At 61.1% G+C, this 18,140-nt stretch carries 14 protein-coding genes; 7 read left to right on the forward strand and 7 right to left on the reverse strand.

Going from position 1 to position 18,140, the window contains the following annotated elements:
• Positions 1–41: 41 nt before the first annotated feature.
• Entirely contained in the window at positions 42–1,724 is a 1,683-nt protein-coding gene (locus tag ACQZ5H_RS06860) for an NAD+ synthase (protein WP_413709623.1), read from the reverse strand.
• A gap of 242 nt (positions 1,725–1,966) precedes the next feature.
• On the opposite strand from ACQZ5H_RS06860, the gene ACQZ5H_RS06865 reads away from it, so the two are divergent.
• Positions 1,967–3,856 carry an LTA synthase family protein gene (locus tag ACQZ5H_RS06865; RefSeq protein ID WP_449097132.1) on the forward strand — a complete coding sequence of 630 codons (1,890 nt, stop codon included), beginning with the start codon at positions 1,967–1,969 and terminating at the stop codon, positions 3,854–3,856.
• A gap of 80 nt (positions 3,857–3,936) precedes the next feature.
• Positions 3,937–4,470 carry a DUF1003 domain-containing protein gene (locus ACQZ5H_RS06870; RefSeq protein ID WP_130278182.1) on the forward strand — a complete coding sequence of 178 codons (534 nt, stop codon included), beginning with the start codon at positions 3,937–3,939 and terminating at the stop codon, positions 4,468–4,470.
• Here the strand turns inward: ACQZ5H_RS06870 and ACQZ5H_RS06875 are convergent.
• Positions 4,467–4,862, reverse strand: coding sequence for a GFA family protein (locus ACQZ5H_RS06875; RefSeq protein ID WP_449097319.1), 396 nt, complete (start codon positions 4,860–4,862; stop codon positions 4,467–4,469). The genes ACQZ5H_RS06870 and ACQZ5H_RS06875 overlap by 4 nt on opposite strands.
• 301 nt (positions 4,863–5,163) lie before the next feature.
• Here ACQZ5H_RS06875 and ACQZ5H_RS06880 point away from each other — a divergent pair, with 301 nt between their 5' ends.
• A complete protein-coding gene (locus tag ACQZ5H_RS06880; protein WP_112716595.1) occupies positions 5,164–5,586 on the forward strand; it encodes a TadE/TadG family type IV pilus assembly protein in 423 nt (140 codons plus the stop codon).
• Positions 5,587–7,314: a pilus assembly protein TadG-related protein gene (locus tag ACQZ5H_RS06885; RefSeq protein ID WP_449097133.1), complete on the forward strand. Its 1,728-nt coding sequence runs from the start codon at positions 5,587–5,589 to the stop codon at positions 7,312–7,314.
• Between the two features lie 49 nt (positions 7,315–7,363).
• Here ACQZ5H_RS06885 and ACQZ5H_RS06890 read toward each other — a convergent pair whose 3' ends face one another.
• Positions 7,364–8,737, reverse strand: a complete 1,374-nt coding sequence (locus ACQZ5H_RS06890) for a class II 3-deoxy-7-phosphoheptulonate synthase (RefSeq protein ID WP_112716599.1) — start codon at positions 8,735–8,737, stop codon at positions 7,364–7,366.
• A gap of 300 nt (positions 8,738–9,037) precedes the next feature.
• Here ACQZ5H_RS06890 and ACQZ5H_RS06895 point away from each other — a divergent pair, with 300 nt between their 5' ends.
• Positions 9,038–10,336, forward strand: coding sequence for a TadE/TadG family type IV pilus assembly protein (locus ACQZ5H_RS06895; RefSeq protein WP_246777479.1), 1,299 nt, complete (start codon positions 9,038–9,040; stop codon positions 10,334–10,336).
• A 3-nt stretch (positions 10,337–10,339) separates the two neighbouring features.
• Here ACQZ5H_RS06895 and gor read toward each other — a convergent pair whose 3' ends face one another.
• From gor to rpiA, 3 genes are all read right to left on the reverse strand, one after another.
• A complete protein-coding gene (gor, locus tag ACQZ5H_RS06900) occupies positions 10,340–11,725 on the reverse strand; it encodes a glutathione-disulfide reductase (RefSeq protein WP_449097134.1) in 1,386 nt (461 codons plus the stop codon).
• Positions 11,726–11,842: 117 nt separating this feature from the next.
• Positions 11,843–12,478: a DUF2059 domain-containing protein gene (locus ACQZ5H_RS06905; RefSeq protein WP_112716605.1), complete on the reverse strand. Its 636-nt coding sequence runs from the start codon at positions 12,476–12,478 to the stop codon at positions 11,843–11,845.
• Between the two features lie 17 nt (positions 12,479–12,495).
• On the reverse strand, positions 12,496–13,194 hold the full coding sequence (gene rpiA, locus ACQZ5H_RS06910; RefSeq protein ID WP_112716607.1) for a ribose-5-phosphate isomerase RpiA: 699 nt from the start codon (positions 13,192–13,194) through the stop codon (positions 12,496–12,498).
• Positions 13,195–13,389: 195 nt separating this feature from the next.
• On the opposite strand from rpiA, the gene ACQZ5H_RS06915 reads away from it, so the two are divergent.
• Positions 13,390–14,097 carry an HAD family hydrolase gene (locus ACQZ5H_RS06915; RefSeq protein WP_449097135.1) on the forward strand — a complete coding sequence of 236 codons (708 nt, stop codon included), beginning with the start codon at positions 13,390–13,392 and terminating at the stop codon, positions 14,095–14,097.
• A 64-nt stretch (positions 14,098–14,161) separates the two neighbouring features.
• On the opposite strand, the gene ACQZ5H_RS06920 is transcribed toward ACQZ5H_RS06915, so the two are convergent.
• Positions 14,162–16,036, reverse strand: a complete 1,875-nt coding sequence (locus tag ACQZ5H_RS06920; protein WP_449097136.1) for a L,D-transpeptidase family protein — start codon at positions 16,034–16,036, stop codon at positions 14,162–14,164.
• A 393-nt stretch (positions 16,037–16,429) separates the two neighbouring features.
• On the opposite strand from ACQZ5H_RS06920, the gene fumC reads away from it, so the two are divergent.
• Positions 16,430–17,821, forward strand: a complete 1,392-nt coding sequence (gene fumC, locus ACQZ5H_RS06925; protein ID WP_449097137.1) for a class II fumarate hydratase — start codon at positions 16,430–16,432, stop codon at positions 17,819–17,821.
• The last annotated feature ends 319 nt before the right edge of the window (positions 17,822–18,140 follow it).

Genomic DNA, 18,140 nt, shown 5'->3' on the forward strand with positions numbered 1-18,140 from the left:
TGCGGAAGTCAGCAGCTTTCGGTTGATCGGGTTAACGATCGCTAACTGCGATCCCTAAACCGGTTGGTAATCGGGTAGCGGCGATCACGCCCAAAATTCTTCTTGGTGATCTTCACGCCCGGCGCCGACTGGCGGCGCTTGTATTCGGCGAGGTAGAGCAGATGCTCGACGCGGTGGACGGTCGCGACGTCATGACCGCGCGCCACGATCTCGTCGACGCCCATTTCCTTCTCGACGAGGCATTCGAGAATGTCGTCGAGCACTGGATAAGGCGGCAGCGAATCCTGGTCCTTCTGGTCCGGGCGAAGCTCGGCGGACGGTGCCTTGTCGATGATATTCTGCGGGATGACGACGCCCGACGGACCCAGCGCATCCGGCGGCACGTGTTCGTTGCGCCAGCGCGAAATCGCATAGACCTGCATCTTGTAGAGGTCCTTGATCGGATTGAAGCCGCCGTTCATGTCGCCGTAGAGCGTGGCGTAGCCGACCGACATTTCCGACTTGTTGCCCGTCGTGACGACCATCGAGCCGAACTTGTTGGAGATCGCCATCAGGATCACGCCGCGGGCGCGGCTCTGCAGGTTCTCCTCGGTGATGCCGCTGTCGGTGCCCTCGAAGAGATCCGACAGCGCCGAGGTGAAGCCCTTCACCGGCTCCTCGATCGGGACGATATCGTAGCGGCAGCCGAGCGCCCTGGCGCAATCGGCGGCGTCCTTCAGCGAATCCTCCGATGTGTAGCGGTAGGGCAGCATGACGGTGCGCACCCGCTCCTCGCCGAGCGCATCGACGGCAATCGCCGCGCAGATCGCCGAGTCGATACCGCCCGAAAGGCCGAGCACCACATTCTTGAAGCCGTTCTTGTTGACGTAGTCGCGGAAGCCGAGCAGGCAGGCGCGGTAGTCGGCCTCTTCCTTCTCCGGCACATGCGACATCGGCCCTTCGCTGCAGCGCCAGCCGTTCTCGCCGCGCTTCCAGGTCGTGACCGCAAGCGCCGGCTCGAACTGGCTCATCTGGAAGGCCAGCGACTTGTCGCCGTTGAAGGCGAAGCTGGCGCCATCGAAGACCAGTTCGTCCTGGCCGCCGAGCTGGTTTGCGAAGATCAGCGGCAGGCCGGTCTCGATGACCTGGCGCAGCGCCACCTGATGGCGCACGTCCACCTTGCCCCGATAATAGGGAGAGCCGTTCGGCACCAGCAGGATTTCGGCGCCGCTCTCGGCCAGCGTCTCGCAGACGCCGAGATCGTTCCAGATCTCCTCGCAGATCGGCACGCCGATCCTGACGCCACGGAAATTCACCGGCCCCGGCATCGAGCCTTCGTCGAAAACGCGCTTCTCGTCGAACTCGCCGTAATTCGGCAGGTCGATCTTGTCGCGCAGCACCAGGATCTTGCCGCCATCGATGACCGCAACCGAATTGTGCCGACCGGTCTCGCCCTGTCGCGGGAAGCCGACGATGACGCCCGGGCCGCCATCGGCCGTATCGGCAGCGAGATCATCGACCGCCTTCTGGCAGGCCTTCAGGAAGGCCGGTTTCAGCACCAGATCTTCAGGTGGATAGCCGGAAATGAAGAGCTCCGTCAGCAGCAAAAGGTCCGCACCCTGGCGCGCGGCATCGGCGCGTGCCTCGCGGGCTTTCGCAAGATTTCCTGCAACATCGCCCACAGTAGGGTTCAGCTGCGCGACGGCGATACGGAGCGTGTTCAAGGGAGCGTTTTCCTGTGTCATGTCATTTATTTAGCGCGCGCGTCCTCGCCCCGCAACGTGCTCCGCCATGAAAAGCGGCGGTGTCTGATACGCGGAAAATTCAAATCCCAGGGAAAAGCGAGGAAACATTAGTGGTTCATCTAGCGTTCATGGCGGGCATGTGACAGTTCGATGAAGTTTTTATGACGCCGCGAAATCGGCGGGAATGACATTGGAGTCCGCCCTTGATCGCATCGGTCATGAAGTCCGCGCAGGCCAGAAGAATGGCGCTGCTTTCCACTGGTCTCGGCTCCAATGTCCGCTCTCCGGCTGCCCGCGGTGTCCTCAGCGTCGCGCTGACCTTGTCTATCGCGCTGCTCAGCGTCATCGCCGTCGAATGGATCGCCCGCAGCACGCTTGCCGATGTCGGCGATTTCCTGACCTCGACGGCCCGCCCGGGCATGACCACCGTGGCTATGCTGACCATCCTGATGCTGACGCTCGACGCTGCCTTCGGACGCCGCCACCAGTCGGCGTTGATCGTCGTGCCGCTGGTGTTGATCCCCGCTTTCATCTCGAACCAGAAGCAGCACTATCTCTCCGACCCGTTCTATCCGTCGGATATCCTGTTTGCCCGGCAGATCATGGAACTTCTGCCGGTGATGGTCCGCGACCGGCCCTTCACGGCGGTCGCCCTGGTCATCGGTATCGCGCTTCTCGGTGCCGGCATCGTCTTCGGCTGGCGCTATGCCTGGCGCACCTTCCCGAAGCTCTCGGGCCAGGCGCGCCTGCGCCGCCTTTGCCTCGGCCTGCCCGTTATCGCCGCCTTCGGATCGCTGATGGATTATTCGCAATATTCCTATATCCGCGACCGCCTGCAGGTCGTGCCGATGATGTGGGACCAGAAGGAAAACTACCGCAGCAACGGCTTCATCCTGGCCTTCATCTTCAACGTGCCGATGGCCGACGTCGCGGCTCCGGCCGGGCTGAATACCGAAGCGCTGGATGCGATCCCCGCCCGCAATTACGGCTATCTCGCCGGCCCGCGCGAGAAGCCCGATGTCATCATGCTGATGAGCGAATCCTTCTGGGATCCGACGCGGCTGAAGAACCTCAATTTCAGCGCCGACCCGATGCCGACGATCCGCGCTTCGCAATCCGGCTACGTCTTCTCGCCGGAATTCGGCGGCATGACCGCGAATGTCGAGTTCGAGGCGCTGACTGGCTTCTCGAATGCCTTCCTGCCCTATGGCAGCATTCCCTATCAGCAGTATATCCGCCGCGACATTCCCTCGCTCGCCACCTTCTTCCGCGGCGAAGGCTATGCGGCACGCGCGCTGCATCCGTTCAGCGGCTGGTTCTGGAACCGCAACGAGGTCTACAAGGATTTCGGCTTCGAGGAATTCCGCACCGAGGAAACCCTTCCGCCGATGGAAAAGCGCGGCATCTTCGCCTCCGATGACTCGCTGATGAAGGAGATCATGCGCGAGGGCGATGGCCTCGACAAACCCTTCTTCTTCTTCGCTGTCACCCTGCAGGGACATGGCCCCTACGAGGCCAATCGCTACGCGCATAACTCGATCGACATCCAGGGCAATATCCCGGAAGCCGACCGCGCCACGCTCGCCACCTATACGCAGGGAGTCAAGGAAGCCGACGACAGCCTGAAGATGCTGATGGACTGGGCTTCGCACCGCGACCGCGAGACGATCATCGTGCTCTGGGGCGACCACCTGCCGCCGCTCGGCAATGTCTACATGAGCGCCGGCTACATGCCGGACCAGGTGGCCACCCGCAAGGCGCCGCTCGACGTCATGAAGCAGCAGCACGAGACACCGCTGGTCATCTGGTCGAGCAAGAAGGGTGTGAAGCAGGATGTCGGCACCATCAGCCCGTCGCTGATCTCCTATAACCTGCTGAAATTCGCCGGCTTCGAGCATCCCTATTACACGGGCTTCCTCGGCCGAGTTCAGAAGAAATACGACATTATCGATCGCTACCAGCTGGCGACGCGCAAGAACGAAGTCACGCCGGATTGGGTTCTCGACCCCAAGAAGCTCGACCCGCTGGTGCGCGACTACCGCTATCTCCAGCATGACGTGATGTTCGGCAAGGCGCAGACGCTCGACCGCTTCTTCCCGCAGCACGTGATGGTCAACGAAGCCAGCTACTGAGCCTAAGACTTTAATTTGCATTGCATTCCGCCGGTCGGCGGGAATACTGGCTCCGACGCGATAACGCTTCGGAGCCAGGCATGTATAATCTTCCCAATTTCATCCACACGCATTTCGGCAAGAGCGCCGACGAACTCGGCGATATCGAGAAGCGCGTCCTCGCGAAGGCTCACGAGCGCAGAATCATCTCGACCGACGTCAACGCTGCACTCTCGGCGGAATCCTCCTTCGGCCAGCGGGTTGCCGACGGCATTGCACGCGTCGGCGGCTCCTGGTCCTTCATCATCGCTTTCCTCGCCTTCCTGGCCATCTGGACGGTCGTCAACACCATCATCCTCGCCACCGGTGCCTTCGACCCCTACCCCTTTGTCTTCCTCAACCTGATCCTCTCGATGCTGGCCGCCATCCAGGCGCCGATCATCATGATGTCGCAGAACCGCCAGGCCGAACGCGACCGCTTCGAGGCCGCCAAGGACTATGAGGTCAATCTGAAGTCGGAGCTTGAGGTCCTGTCGCTGCACCAGAAGATCGATATGCGGGTGCTGACCGAACTGACGGCGCTTCGCGAGGATGTCGCCCGCCTCAGCGCCGCCCTGGAAGCCAAGAAAATCTAGCCAGCGCCCGGATATTGCGGCAGGCCGTCGTTGATCTCGTAGAAATCCCCCTTGTCGGCGCAATAGATGTGATAGCCGATGGCAAGATCGCTCGGCTTGTCGAAGGCGCCGGCGAGAATCGAGACGGCATCCGAGCCGATCCGCTGCCAGAACAGCGCCGAACCGCAATTGCGGCAGAAGCCGCGCTCGGCCGCCTCGCTCGACTGATACCAGTGCAAGGTCTCGCGGCCATCGATCACCAGGCCGTCGAGCGGCACATCAGCTGAGGTGAAGTAGAGGCCAGTCTGGCGCCGGCACTGCGAGCAATGGCAGGCAACGACCGCGCCCGGCTTGTTCCTGCTCCGAAACCGGACGGCACCGCAGGCGCAGCCTCCCGTATATTCCCTGTCCATCATCCGATCCTCCGCCGTCATCTGCAGGGGAAATTGGCTGCAGCCGCGCGCCCGGTCAAATCCAATCTCTTGATGGAAAAGGTCAGCATTATTGATGACTTGCGCCCGCTCCACGCCGGGACAGCGTCGCGCACAAACCAGCAAAAGTTGCAGGTGAATACTGACCGCCGGTCGCGAGTTTCCCGAAATGGGACAGGCTCGCAAAGCTCAAACACACGCATCACGTTCATTAGCTAATCTAAAATTAAGAGATGCGGCCTTATATAAGACGAAGCTCAACCGAGCTGACATGAGGTCCAACATGATCGTATTCAACCGTTTCCGGTCGAATGAAAGAGGCGCCGCCGCCATCGAATTTGCGATTGTCGCGCCCATCTTCCTCCTCGTCATCCTGACGCTCATCGCCTACGCCATCTATTTGACCGCCGCCCATTCCGTTCAGCAGATCACCGCAGACGCGGCCCGCACCGCTGTCGCCGGCCTATCGGCGAAGGAGCGCGAAACGCTTGTCGATAATTTCATCACCTCGTCGACGCTCAATCATCCCTTGCTCCAGAAAGACAAGATCCACATCACCGTCACCACCGATCCCAGCAACGTCAACCAGTTCACGGTGACGACGGAATATGATGCCAACAACCTACCGATCTGGAATCTTTACACTTTCCCTCTCCCCGAACACATGATCCGGCGCTTCGCGACCATCCGGATGGGAGGCATCTGAATGCCGTTCAATGCCCTGCGCTTTTGCCGTGATACCCGCGGCAACATCGCCATCAGCGCTGCCATCTGCGCGCCCCTGATCGTCTACTCCCTCGGCATGGGTATCGACTACGGCATGCTGACGCTGCAGCAGCGCCGCCTGCAGCAGTTGAGCGATATCGGCGCCATTGCCGCGGCCTCCGACATCAACCATGCGCCAGAACAACTGCTCGCCAATTTCAAGCACAACGGCATCGACGCCGCCGTCACGATCGAGAACGGCTACCTGACCGGCAAAGGAACGCTTCCGAAGGGCGCCGACCTGTCACAATTCCAGGCTGTCGTCAGCTATGCGCCCGGCGCCTACCTCGCCGATCTCGCCATTGCGCCCGATCAGCGCTTCGTCGCCGGCAAGCAGCCATACGATGCCGTCAAAGTTGCAGTGTCGCAGAAGGGCGAGCTCGCCTTCGCCAATATCTTCGCCAGCGCCCCGACCCTCAGCGCCGCCGGCACCGCATCGGCGGCCAAGGTCGCCGCCTTTTCCGTCGGCTCGCGCCTTGCCAGCATCAACGACGGCGTTCTCAATGCGCTGCTCGGCGCCCTGCTCGGTACGAGCATCAGCCTGAAGGCCGTCGACTATGAGAGCCTCGCATCGACGGATATCAACCTGCTCTCCTTCCTCGATCTGTTGGCGACCAACATCAATGCCAGCGCCGCCACCTATGACGAGCTCCTGGCCACCGACATCTCCTATCCGCGCCTACTGAACACGCTCGGCAAGACGCCGGGCCTGCCTGCTACTGTCGACAAAACGCTGAGCTCGCTGGAAAAGACACTCGGGACGTCGCAGATCAAGGTGAAGCTCGAGGATATCCTCAATCTCGGCAGTACCGGCGAGCGGGCAATCGGCAGCGGATCGAACCTGCAGGTCGATGCAACAGTCATGGAGCTCCTCTCCGCAACGGCGCTCGCGGCCAATCAGAAAAAGCAGGTCGCCGCCAACGTCAACAGCGCCATTCCCGGCCTGCTGAACGTCAAGCTCACACTTGCGGTCGGCGAAAAGCCCGTCGGCTATGCCGCAAATGCGGTGGGCACATCGGGATCGGCCGTGCGCACCCCGCAGATCCGCCTGGCGATCGAAACCAGCGTCCCCGGTATCGGCATCATCGGCGGCATGAAACTGCGCGTCCCGCTCTATGTCGAGGTCGCCTATGCGGAAGCCAGGCTCTCGAGCATCTCATGCCTGGGTGGCGGAGCGAAGAACGTCAATGTCGGCGTCGAGGCGGTGCCGGGCGTTGCCGAGATCGCCCTCGGCGATGTCGATACCAGCGCCTTCGCCAATTTCGGCAGCAAGCCGCGCGTCAACAAGGCAACGCTTCTCGATGTCCTCGGTCTCCTGAAGGCGAGCGCCATCGCCGACGTCAACGTCACCAATCTCGACAAGAGCAAACTGACCTTCCAGCCCTCCGATATCGCTGCCAAGGCGATCAAGAACATCTCGACCAAGGATACGCTGACCTCGACGGTCCAGAGCCTGCTCGGCAATACCGAAGTCGACGTCCAGCTGCTGACCCTGACGCTCGGCACGCCGAAGGCGGTGACAGCGGCGGTATCGCAGACGCTGACCGGGCTGACCAAGCCGCTCGACGAGCTCCTCTACAACACGCTGTCGATGCTCGGCATCAAGATCGGCGAAGCCGACATTCGCGTCACCGACGCCCGCTGCCAGCAATCGGTGCTGGTGCAATAAAAAAGCCCGGCGCGAGGCCGGGCTTTTCATCATTCACGATATCAGCAGATCAGGCGCTGGCTGCCATGCGCTTCTCGTCGCGGCCGCCCTTCATGCGCTCTGCCAGCAGGAATGCCAGCTCGAGAGCCTGGTCGGCATTGAGGCGCGGGTCGCAATGCGTGTGGTAGCGGTCGGACAGCGAATCTGCCGTCACGGCGCGGGCGCCGCCGGTGCATTCGGTGACGTCCTTGCCGGTCATCTCGATATGGATGCCACCCGGATGCGTGCCTTCGGCGCGGTGGATCTGGAAGAAGCTTTCGACTTCCGACAGGATCCGCTCGAACGGACGCGTCTTGTAGTGGTTGAGCGTGATCGTGTTGCCGTGCATCGGGTCGCAGGACCAGACAACCTTGCGGCCTTCCTTCTCGACGGCGCGGATCAGCTTCGGCAGGTTGTCGGCAACCTTGTCGTGGCCAAAACGGCAGATCAGCGTCAGACGGCCGGCTTCGTTGGCCGGGTTCAGCGCATCGATCAGCTCGATCAGGTTGTCAGGCGTCAGCGACGGGCCGCACTTCAGACCGATCGGGTTCTTGATGCCGCGGAAATACTCGACATGCGCATGGTCAAGCTGACGCGTACGGTCGCCGATCCAGATCATGTGGCCGGAGGTCGCGTACCAGTCGCCCGAGGTGGAGTCGACGCGGGTCAGCGCTTCTTCATAGCCAAGCAGCAGCGCTTCGTGGCTGGTGAAGAAATCCGTTTCGCGCAGGCTCGGCTGGTTTTCCGCGGTGATACCGATGGCCTTCATGAAGTCCATGGTTTCGGAAATGCGGTCAGCGAGCTTGCGGTAGCGGTCTGCCTGAGGGCTATCCTTGATGAAGCCGAGCATCCACTGGTGAACGTTTTCGAGATTGGCGTAACCGCCCATCGCGAAGGCGCGCAGCAGGTTCAGCGTCGCCGCCGACTGGCGGTAGGCGTCGAGCTGCCGTTCCGGGTTCGGAATGCGGGCTTCCTCGGTGAATTCGATGCCGTTGATGACGTCGCCGCGGTAGCTCGGCAGCGACACGCCGTTCATCGTTTCGATGTTCGACGAACGCGGCTTGGCGAACTGACCGGCGATACGGCCTACCTTAACGACAGGCAGCTGCGCGCCATAGGTCAGCACGACGGCCATCTGCAGGAAGGCGCGGAAGAAGTCGCGGATGTTGTCGGCGCCGTGTTCGGCGAAGCTCTCGGCGCAATCGCCGCCCTGCAGCAGGAACGCATCGCCATTGGCAACGCTTGCGAGCTGCTTCTTGAGGCGGCGGGCCTCACCGGCAAAAACCAGCGGCGGATAGGTGGCAAGCTGGGCTTCCGTTGCCGCCAACGCGGCTGCGTCCGGATATTCCGGAACCTGCTGGATCGGTTTTTGCCGCCAACTGCTCGGGGTCCAAGTCTGTGCCATCTTACTCACCTTTATTGCGCCGGACACCATCCGGCGTCTTTGTCCCTAGAGAATAACGGCGGCTTATAAACCTTTAGGTCCGACTTGCCTAGCGGCGTTTCAGACAGTTTCAGGCGCAAAGAACGACGTTTTGCAGCATATAAAGGAATGCCGCAGCCACTCTTCAATCCCGGCCGTTAAGACAAACTATACCACATCATTTTGCGAGCAATTTAGCTTTCCCTGTTACAACGCCCCTCAATATCCAGGGCCCGGCGCGGTGCCGGCCCTCAACGCGCCTATAGAGGGATGCTGCGCCCCATGTTTACCCGCCGTTTGCTCGCTGATCGCTCTGGCAATTTCGGGATGTTGACGGCGCTGCTCATGGTGCCGCTGATTGGCTCGGCGGGCATGGCGATCGACTACGGCCACGCGATGAGCCTGCGCACGCAGCTCTACGCCGCTGCAGACGCCGCCGCCGTCGGCGCCATCTCGCAGAAATCCAATGCCGTAACCCAGGCGATGACCATGAGCGGCGACGGCACGCTCACAGTCGGCCAGACGGATGCCCGCAGCATCTTCATGTCGCAGATGCAGGGCGAACTGACGGCCAGCAATGTCAATGTCGACATCCAGGTCAACAAGGTCTCCAACCAGCTGAACTCGCAGGTGACCTTCAGCGCCTCAGTCCCGACGACCTTCATGCAGATTTTTGGCCGCAACACCATCGACATCAGCGGCACGGCGAATGCGGTCTTCCAGACCGCCGCCTTCATGAATTTCTACATCCTGCTCGACAACACCCCCTCGATGGGCGTCGGCGCCACGCCGACCGACGTCGCGACGATGGAAAAGAAGACGCCCGATACCTGCGCCTTCGCCTGCCATGTCGTCTCCGATGCCGGCGTCGAGGACCCCAACAGCTATTACAATCTCGCCAAGAAGAACAACGTGACGCTGCGCATCGACGTCGTGCGCCAGGCAACGCAGCAGCTCACCCAGACCGCCAAGACCCAGCGCGTCAGCGACAATCAGTTTTCCATGGGTGTCTATACGTTCGGCCAGCGCGCCCAGGACGCCAATCTGACGACGATCTCCAGCCCGATCACCGATCTCGACAAGGTGGCGAACTACACCAATGCGGTCGACCTGATGTCGATCCCCTACCAGGGCTACAACAACGACCAGCAGACCAGCTTCGACAATGCGCTGACGCAGATGAAGACGATCATCGGCGATCAGGGCGATGGCAACACGCAGACCCAGCCGCAGAAGATCCTGTTCTTCGTCTCCGATGGCGTCGGCGACAGCTACAAGCCAAGCACCTGCACAAAGGCGACGACGGGCGGCCGCTGCCAGGAGCCGATCGACACCTCCTTCTGCAAGCCGCTGAAGGACAAGGGCATCAAGATCGCCGTGCTCTACACCACCTACCTGCCGCTGCCGAACAACAGCTGGTACAACAGCTGGATCAAGCCCTTCCAGAGCCAGATCCCGACCAAGATGGCAGAATGCGCCTCGCCCGGCCTCTATTTCGAGGTGACGCCAACCGATGGTATCGCCCAGGCGATGAACGCGCTCTTCCTGAAGGTGATCCGCATGCCGCGGATCACCAGCTGACCGTCAGACCTTCTGGCCGTCGACGATGCGGTAGCTCGGCGCATACATGGTGACGAGCTCTTCCGCCGCAGTCGGATGAACCGCCATGGTGCGGTCGAAATCGTCCTTGGTGCATCCAGCCTTCAACGTGATACCGAGGATCTGCGCCATCTCGCCGGCGTCGTGACCGAGGATGTGCGCCCCGATCACCTTGCGGCTGGCTGCATCGACGATCAGCTTCATCAGCATCTTCTCGCCGCGGCCTGACAGCGTCGCCTTCAGCGGCCGGAACTGCGCGCGGTAGACTTCGATTTCCTTGTAGGCCTTGGCCGCCGCCTCTTCCGTCAGGCCGACGGTGCCGATTTCGGGCTGCGAGAAGACGGCGGTCGCGATCGTCTCGTGATCCGGCTTGGTCGGGTTGTTCTTGTATTCGGTCTCGATGAAGCACATCGCCTCGTGGATCGCCACCGGCGTCAGCTGTACCCGGTCGGTGACATCGCCGAGCGCGTAGATGTTATCGACGCTGGTGCGCGAATATTCGTCGACGACAACAGCGCCCCGCGCATCGGTCTTCACGCCGGCCGCCTCAAGGCCAAGACCTTCGGTATTCGGGTCACGGCCGAGCGCCAGCATCACCACGCCGGCATTCAGCGTGCCGTTGTTCTTCGTCTCGACGACAAGGCCATCGGCGCCCTTCGAGACCTTCTCGATCACGTCATGGCAGAGAATGCGGATCCCCTTCGCCACCATCGCCTCATGAAGACCACGGCGCAGGTCGTGGTCGAAGCGCGACAGGATTTCAGCGCCGCGATAGATCAGCGTCGTCTCGACGCCGAGGCCATGGAAGACATTGGCGAATTCGACGGCGATATAGCCGCCGCCGGCAATGACGATCGACTTCGGCAGCTCGTCGAGATGGAAGGCCTCGTTGGAGGAGATGCAAAGTTCGTACCCGGGAAGCGCCCTGTGTTCATTCGGGCGGCCACCGGTCGCAATCACGATCGTCTTCGCCGTCACCATCTGCCCGGTCTTGACCAGGCGCACCGTATGGCGATCGATCAGTTCGGCGCGCGTTTCGAGGATCTCGGCATTCGCATTCGAGAGGCCCTTCTTGTAGAGACCTTCAAGCCGGGCGATCTCGACGTCCTTGGCGGCGATCAGCTTCTTCCAGTCGAAGCTGCTCTCGCCGACGGTCCAGCCAAAACCGGCCGCGTCCTCGAAATGCTCATGATACTGCGAGGCATAGACGAACAGCTTCTTCGGCACGCAGCCGCGGATGACGCAGGTGCCGCCGTAGCGATATTCCTCGGCGATCGCCACCTTCTTGCCGAGCGAGGCGGCGACGCGCGCGCCTCTTACGCCTCCCGAACCGCCACCAATGACGAAGAGGTCGTAATCATATGAGGACATGGGGGAATGCTCCGTTTGGGAATCGGGAGGGACAATGACCCTGCATATAGTATCGGTCGCCGCCAAAACAAAAGCCCGGCGCGAGCCGGGCTTTCATCATGCGGATTGTGAAGATGCTTATTGCGGGGTCTGCAGGTTCAGGGCCGGTGCCGGAGCCTTTGCAGGGGCCTTGGCCGGAGCCTTTGCAGGCGCCTGGGCGGCCGGGGCATCGGCCGGTGCTGCAGCCGGCGTATCGAGCTGTACCGGCTCGACCTTGATGACCTTGCTCAGCTCGTCGCTGGCATTCTTCTGCAGGTCGCGGGCAATGCCCTGTGCCCAGATGTCTGCGGCGCGGTTGGTTTCGCGCGAAGCGATCGGGCCGTCCTTGAGCAGCTTCTTGCCGACGTCGGAGCTGTAGAAATCGGCAATTGCCTTCAGCTCTTCAACCGTGAAGGCCTTGGCGTAGTTGGTTGCGGCTTCCTTTTCGAGATCGGCGCGGCGCGGCGCCAGAGCAAGCGCCGTCGCATCGACCGTCTGCGAGATCTGGTCTTCGTAGTTCGGCGAATCCTGGATCAGACCGGCCTTCAGGCGTTCGGCGAGGCCCGGCAGGATGTTGTCGAACTGAGCGGTGGCGCCGATCGCAGCGATTGCCGCGCGCGCTGCCTTCAGCTGCTCGTCCGTAACTTCCTGAGCCTTGACGGCGGTACCGAAAGCGAAGCTGGAGAGAATAACGGTCGCAGCGGCGATACGGCCAAGACCTGCAAATTTCTTCATGAGTTTCAGTGCTCCTGTTATCTGTTCGCCTGCAGCGTGCGTGCACCGGAAGGACCAGCAATGATCGCAAGTGCCGCCATATTGAGAAAAAGCCCGTGCTCAACGACACCGGGTATCGAGTTCAGCTCGCTCGAGAGCGCCTCTGCATCAGGAATACGGCCAAATGATGCATCGATGATGTGATGGCCGCCATCCGTCATGAAATCGCCGTCGCCGGAACGGCGCAGCGACAGACCACCCGTCAGACCGAGCTTGCTTGCCACTTTTTCGATCGCCATGCGCGTCGAAACGAGGCCGAAAGGATTGACTTCGATCGGCAGCGGGAAGCGGCCGAGCGTCTCGACCAGCTTGCTCTCGTCAGCAATGACGACCATACGCCCGGACGCGGCAGCGACGATCTTTTCGCGCAGCAGCGCACCACCGCCACCCTTGATCAGCCGCAGCGCGCCATCGACTTCATCGGCGCCATCGATCGTCAGATCGAGCTCCGGCAGTTCGTCGAGCGATTTCAGGGGAACGCCGAGTTCGACGCAGAGCCGCGCCGTGCGTTCGGATGTCGGAACGCCTTCGACCTTGAAGCCGCCGGCGACCTTTTCCGCCAGCAGCCGGACGAATTCCTCCGCAGTGCTCCCCGTACCGATTCCGAGGCGCATGCCGCTTTCCACATGGGTCAGCGCCACCTCGGCGGCCTTGATCTTCATTTCGCGGGCATCCATGCGCCGCTTACTCCGATTGTTTCGTTGGATGTGCTGTTTACACGGCTCGTTTGCCAAACGAAAGCCAAAATAACCGTAGCAAACTGAAAAGCGGAAGCATCCGCGCCCACCCGCCAAAAGCTAGTCTTGGCGTTGCTTTTCCGGCCTCCTTACCCTACTCCGGACCATCAGCATTTCATGAAGAGGCAATAGACTTTGATCCCCGCCCTTGTCGTATTCGATCTCGACGGCACGCTGCTCGACACGCATGCCGATCTCATTGACAGCCTGAACCACACGATTGCCTCGATCGGCCTTGCGCCGGTCAGCTACGACGACCTGACCCATCTCGTCGGCCACGGCGCCAAGGTGATGATCGAGCGCGCCTGCAAGCTGCACGGCCATCCGCTGACCGAAGACGAGTCCGGGCCGCTGCTGCAGCGCTTCATCGCGCATTACAGCTCGACCATGCCCGGCCACACCCAACCCTATCCGGGCCTGATCGCCGCGATGGACAATCTTAAGGCAAACGGCTTCACGCTCGCCGTCTGCACCAACAAGCTGGAATCACTGGCGCGCACGCTGATCGACGCGCTCGGCCTCACGCATTATTTCGCAGCGATCACCGGCGGCGATACCTTCCCGGTCCGCAAGCCCGACGCCCGCCACCTGCTCGGGACGATCGAAAAGGCCGGCGGCACGCCCGAGCGCAGCATCATGGTCGGCGACAGCTTCAACGACATCGCCGTTGCCAAGAACGCCGCTGTCGCCTCGATCGGCGTCCCCTTCGGTTATTCGGATGTGCCGATCGAAAGCCTGGAGCCCACCCGGATCATCCAGCATTTCGATGAGCTGACGCCCGACTTCGCCAACGCGTTGATCCGCGATTACGCGGCAAGCAACAAGGCTGCGCAAGCTGTCTGAGCCGGCAATCACAGCAAACAAAAAAGGCGGCCATCGGCCGCCTTTTTCATAATTGCCTGACTGCTCAGATCTGAGCGCCGCGCGCCTTGCTGGTGATGTCGAAGGCCTTCATCGTGTAGGTATCGCGATCGTAGACGTCGTTGAAATATTCAACATTGCCGTCCTTGTTGGGCCAGGCCGTGAAGTAGGCGATGTAGATCGGGATCCGCTGCGGCACGGACACGGCCTTGTTCTGGCCGCCGGCGATCTGCTTGGCGACATCGTCGACCGTCGTGTTCAGCACGGCGGCAGCCATGGCACGCGGATCGGCAAGACGGACGCAGCCGTGGCTGAGCGCGCGCATGTCACGCTTGAAAAAGCTGCGCTGCGGCGTGTCGTGCATGTAGATCGCATGGACGTTCGGGAACAGGATCTTCAGTTCGCCGAGAGCATTGTCACCGCTCGGTGGCTGGCGCACCGAAACATTGGACGTCGAGCGGTACCAGTCGACGCTGGACGACGGAACGGCGCGGCCGTTGACGGCGACTTCATAGCCCATGCGGTCGAGATAGTTCGGGTCGGCGCGCAGCTTCGGCAGCATCTCGTTGATGATGATCGACTGCGGAACGCCCCAGAACGGGTTGAACTCGACCGTCTGGATCTGGTCTTCGAAGAAGAACGTCTGGTGCGACGGCTGGCCGACCACCACCCGCATCGACAGCTGTTCCTTGTTGTCGTTGTGGTAATAGACCATGAAGGCCGGCTGGTTGATCATCACGTAGCGCGGGCCGAGATCTTCCGGCAGCCAGCGGGCCTGCTCCATGGCCACGACGAGCTTGTTGATCTTTGCCGTATTGCTGTCGCCGCCGGTCATGACGCGGACGGTCGCCTGGCCGATGACGCCGTCAGGCTTCAGGCCATGCTCCTTCTGGAAGTCCTCGACCAGCGACACAACGTCGGGCGAATATTCGGGAGCACCGGTGTAAGCGGCAAGCATCGCCGCATGCTGGGTCTTCAGCGCTTCCGAACCATGCTTTCCGACGGCCTTGACGATGTTGGCAACTTCAGGCGAGCTGTCGCCCGGGCGCAGCAGACCGCTGAGCGAGATAGTGATCTGCTCCTGATCGCCGCCTTCAGCCTTCAGCTTGGCAAGTTCCTTCTTCAGGATATCGAACTCGCGTCCATCCGGGCTGCGGCTGGCGAGATAGGCGCCGACATCCGGGCTCATCCGGGCAAGCTTCAGCACCGGATCGAGATTGACGACCTTGCGCTTGAAATCGTGATAGCCGGACAGCTTGTTCGGATCGATGCGGCCGCGCACCGTGTCCTGGACATAGGCCAGAACCTTCGACGAGAGCTCGAGCTCGAACTGCGTCAGCGCGTGATCGCGAACCGTCGGGTCCGGATTGGCCGGATCGGCAACCGGAAGATTGACGGCATAATCGGCCGGGTCGAGGCCGACGGTGCCGGCGTTTGCCAGGAAGCCCATGGCTGCCTTGGCGCGATCGTTGACTTCGGTGCCGGTCACCCAGACAAGCGGGTTCTTGGTATCGCCGTAATAGGTTTCCAGCGACTTCGCGACATTGGCGTCAGCGCGAACCTTGGCATCGGCGAGATAGCGCCGCTGAACGCCCGACTGGTCGCCCGACGTCGCGGACGCATCGACGACGGCACCGGTTACGACCGGATCTGCAAACTTCGCCGTGTTCACCAGACGCATCGGGTCCGGCTTATAGGTATAATAGGTCGGTGCGGTCACCTTCGGCAGCGGCGCGTTGACCGGCGGCTGCATCGTCGGCATCTGCGCCGGATTGGAAGGATCGATGATCGTGCTCTGGGTGCGCTGCCGGTCGCCACGGATCATGTCCATCAGCGTATAGGCATGCGCGGGTGCAGCGAGAGCCGCAAAGCCGCAGGAAAGTGCCAGTGCGGAGACCGCACCCTTGAAAAACGATGTCATGCTTTTTCCAGTCCCAGTGTCATGCTGTCTTGGCGGGGCAAAGCCCATTCAAATTCGTACCGCCTGGCTATCTGCTCATTGGCAGAATCCGGCCTGCGCCGCCAGCGCCGGACGACTCAACTTTGCGTGACGTAACCCGAAGCAGCGACGCCAGGCAGTTCACACAAAATTATGAAATTATTAGTTAATTTTTTACTCAATTTCGCACCGGCGCCAAAGGCCGTTTTTGCCGCCGTTTGGTATAAAATTCCGGCCGTGTCCCAAATGCCACGTCACGAAGGGTCTAAAACATGAAAAACACTTTCATGTTTTAGCGCCGCAACCAGTTTTCTTGCGCCGTTGGCAGGCATATAAGACGCGCATCCTTAAGTCAGCGAGAGGAAGGCGACAGCCATGAGCGCGACCCGTACCGAAACAGACACCTTTGGCCCGATCGAAGTGGCGAGCGACCGTTACTGGGGCGCGCAGGCGCAGCGCTCGCTCGGAAACTTCAAGATCGGCTGGGAAAAGCAGCCGCTGTCGATCATCCGGGCGCTCGGCATCGTCAAGCAGGCGGCCGCCCGCGTCAATGTCGAGCTCGGCCCGCTAGACCCCGCGATCGGCAAGGCGATCACCGATGCGGCGCAGGAAGTTATCGACGGCAAGCTCAACGACCACTTTCCGCTCGTCGTCTGGCAGACCGGTTCGGGCACGCAATCCAATATGAATGCCAATGAAGTGATCTCCAACCGGGCAATCGAAATGCTCGGCGGCGAGATGGGCTCGAAGAAGCCCGTCCATCCGAACGATCACGTCAATATGAGTCAGTCGTCGAACGATACCTATCCTACGGCAATGCACATCGCCTGCGCCGAGCAGATCGCCCACCATCTGCTGCCCTCGCTGAAGCACCTTCATGCGGCGCTCGACATGAAGGTCGTCGAGTTCAATCATATCATCAAGATCGGCCGCACTCATACGCAGGACGCCACACCGCTGACGCTCGGCCAGGAATTTTCGGGTTATGCGGCGCAGGTAGGATCGGCGATCAAGCGTATCGAGATGACCCTTCCCGGCCTCTGCGAGCTCGCCCAGGGCGGCACCGCCGTCGGCACCGGCCTCAATGCGCCGGTTGGCTTCGCTGAAAAGGTGGCCGAGGAGATTGCAGGAATCACCCACCTGCCCTTCGTGACCGCCCCGAACAAGTTCGAAGCGCTGGCCTCGCATGACAGCATGGTCTTCAGCCATGGCGCCATCAACGCCGCTGCCGCCGCACTCTTCAAGATCGCCAACGACATCCGCCTGCTCGGTTCCGGCCCGCGCGCCGGTCTCGGCGAACTGGCGCTGCCGGAAAACGAACCGGGTTCGTCGATCATGCCGGGCAAGGTCAATCCTACCCAGTGCGAAGCGCTGACCCAGGTCTGCATCCACGTCTTCGGCAATCACGCGGCACTGACCTTCGCCGACAGCCAGGGCCATTTTGAGCTCAACGTCTACAATCCGATGATGGCCTATAATTTCCTGCAGTCGGTTCAGCTGCTCGGTGACGCCGCGGTCTCCTTCACCGACAATTGTGTCGTCGGCATCGAAGCCCGCGAAGACAATATCAAGGCCGGACTGGAACGCTCGCTGATGCTGGTGACCGCACTCGCCCCGACCATCGGCTACGACAACGCCGCCAAGATCGCCAAGACCGCCCACAAGAACGGCACGACGCTAAAGGAAGAGGCTCTCGCCAGCGGCCTGGTCACCGCCGAGCAATACGATGCCGTCGTCCGCCCCGAACAGATGATCGGCCCGAAATAAGCGCAGGCGCGATTCGCTGACGCAGCAACACGGCTGAACGCCCAGACAAGAAAGGCTCGCGGAGGTCACTTCGCGAGCCTTTCGCCGTTTTTCCCGGCATAAACGGGCCTTGGGTTTGCCCGGCGGCGTGTCTAACGCGACACCATGACGTATGTATAAAACCGCGCCAACTTTAAAAATAAGATTAAGATTCGCATATTCGTGCAGTATAACAATATATAACGAAATACAAACTCAACATAAGGATTCATTATAAACTTATAATATATCACCTATAGTTAAGTATATTACTGTACGTTGACGTTTATATATATGAACG

The organism is Rhizobium sp. 21-4511-3d (genome assembly GCF_053522545.1).

What these genes read in the sequence shown, in the direction of transcription:
- ACQZ5H_RS06860 (WP_413709623.1), bottom strand. Translation starts at nt 1,724, where the DNA reads ATGACACAGGAAAACGCTCCCTTGAACACGCTCCGTATCGCCGTCGCG.
- ACQZ5H_RS06865 (WP_449097132.1), top strand. Translation starts at nt 1,967, where the DNA reads ATGGCGCTGCTTTCCACTGGTCTCGGCTCCAATGTCCGCTCTCCGGCT.
- ACQZ5H_RS06870 (WP_130278182.1), top strand. Translation starts at nt 3,937, where the DNA reads ATGTATAATCTTCCCAATTTCATCCACACGCATTTCGGCAAGAGCGCC.
- ACQZ5H_RS06875 (WP_449097319.1), bottom strand. Translation starts at nt 4,862, where the DNA reads ATGGACAGGGAATATACGGGAGGCTGCGCCTGCGGTGCCGTCCGGTTT.
- ACQZ5H_RS06880 (WP_112716595.1), top strand. Translation starts at nt 5,164, where the DNA reads ATGATCGTATTCAACCGTTTCCGGTCGAATGAAAGAGGCGCCGCCGCC.
- ACQZ5H_RS06885 (WP_449097133.1), top strand. Translation starts at nt 5,587, where the DNA reads ATGCCGTTCAATGCCCTGCGCTTTTGCCGTGATACCCGCGGCAACATC.
- ACQZ5H_RS06890 (WP_112716599.1), bottom strand. Translation starts at nt 8,737, where the DNA reads ATGGCACAGACTTGGACCCCGAGCAGTTGGCGGCAAAAACCGATCCAG.
- ACQZ5H_RS06895 (WP_246777479.1), top strand. Translation starts at nt 9,038, where the DNA reads ATGTTTACCCGCCGTTTGCTCGCTGATCGCTCTGGCAATTTCGGGATG.
- gor (WP_449097134.1), bottom strand. Translation starts at nt 11,725, where the DNA reads ATGTCCTCATATGATTACGACCTCTTCGTCATTGGTGGCGGTTCGGGA.
- ACQZ5H_RS06905 (WP_112716605.1), bottom strand. Translation starts at nt 12,478, where the DNA reads ATGAAGAAATTTGCAGGTCTTGGCCGTATCGCCGCTGCGACCGTTATT.
- rpiA (WP_112716607.1), bottom strand. Translation starts at nt 13,194, where the DNA reads ATGGATGCCCGCGAAATGAAGATCAAGGCCGCCGAGGTGGCGCTGACC.
- ACQZ5H_RS06920 (WP_449097136.1), bottom strand. Translation starts at nt 16,036, where the DNA reads ATGACATCGTTTTTCAAGGGTGCGGTCTCCGCACTGGCACTTTCCTGC.
- fumC (WP_449097137.1), top strand. Translation starts at nt 16,430, where the DNA reads ATGAGCGCGACCCGTACCGAAACAGACACCTTTGGCCCGATCGAAGTG.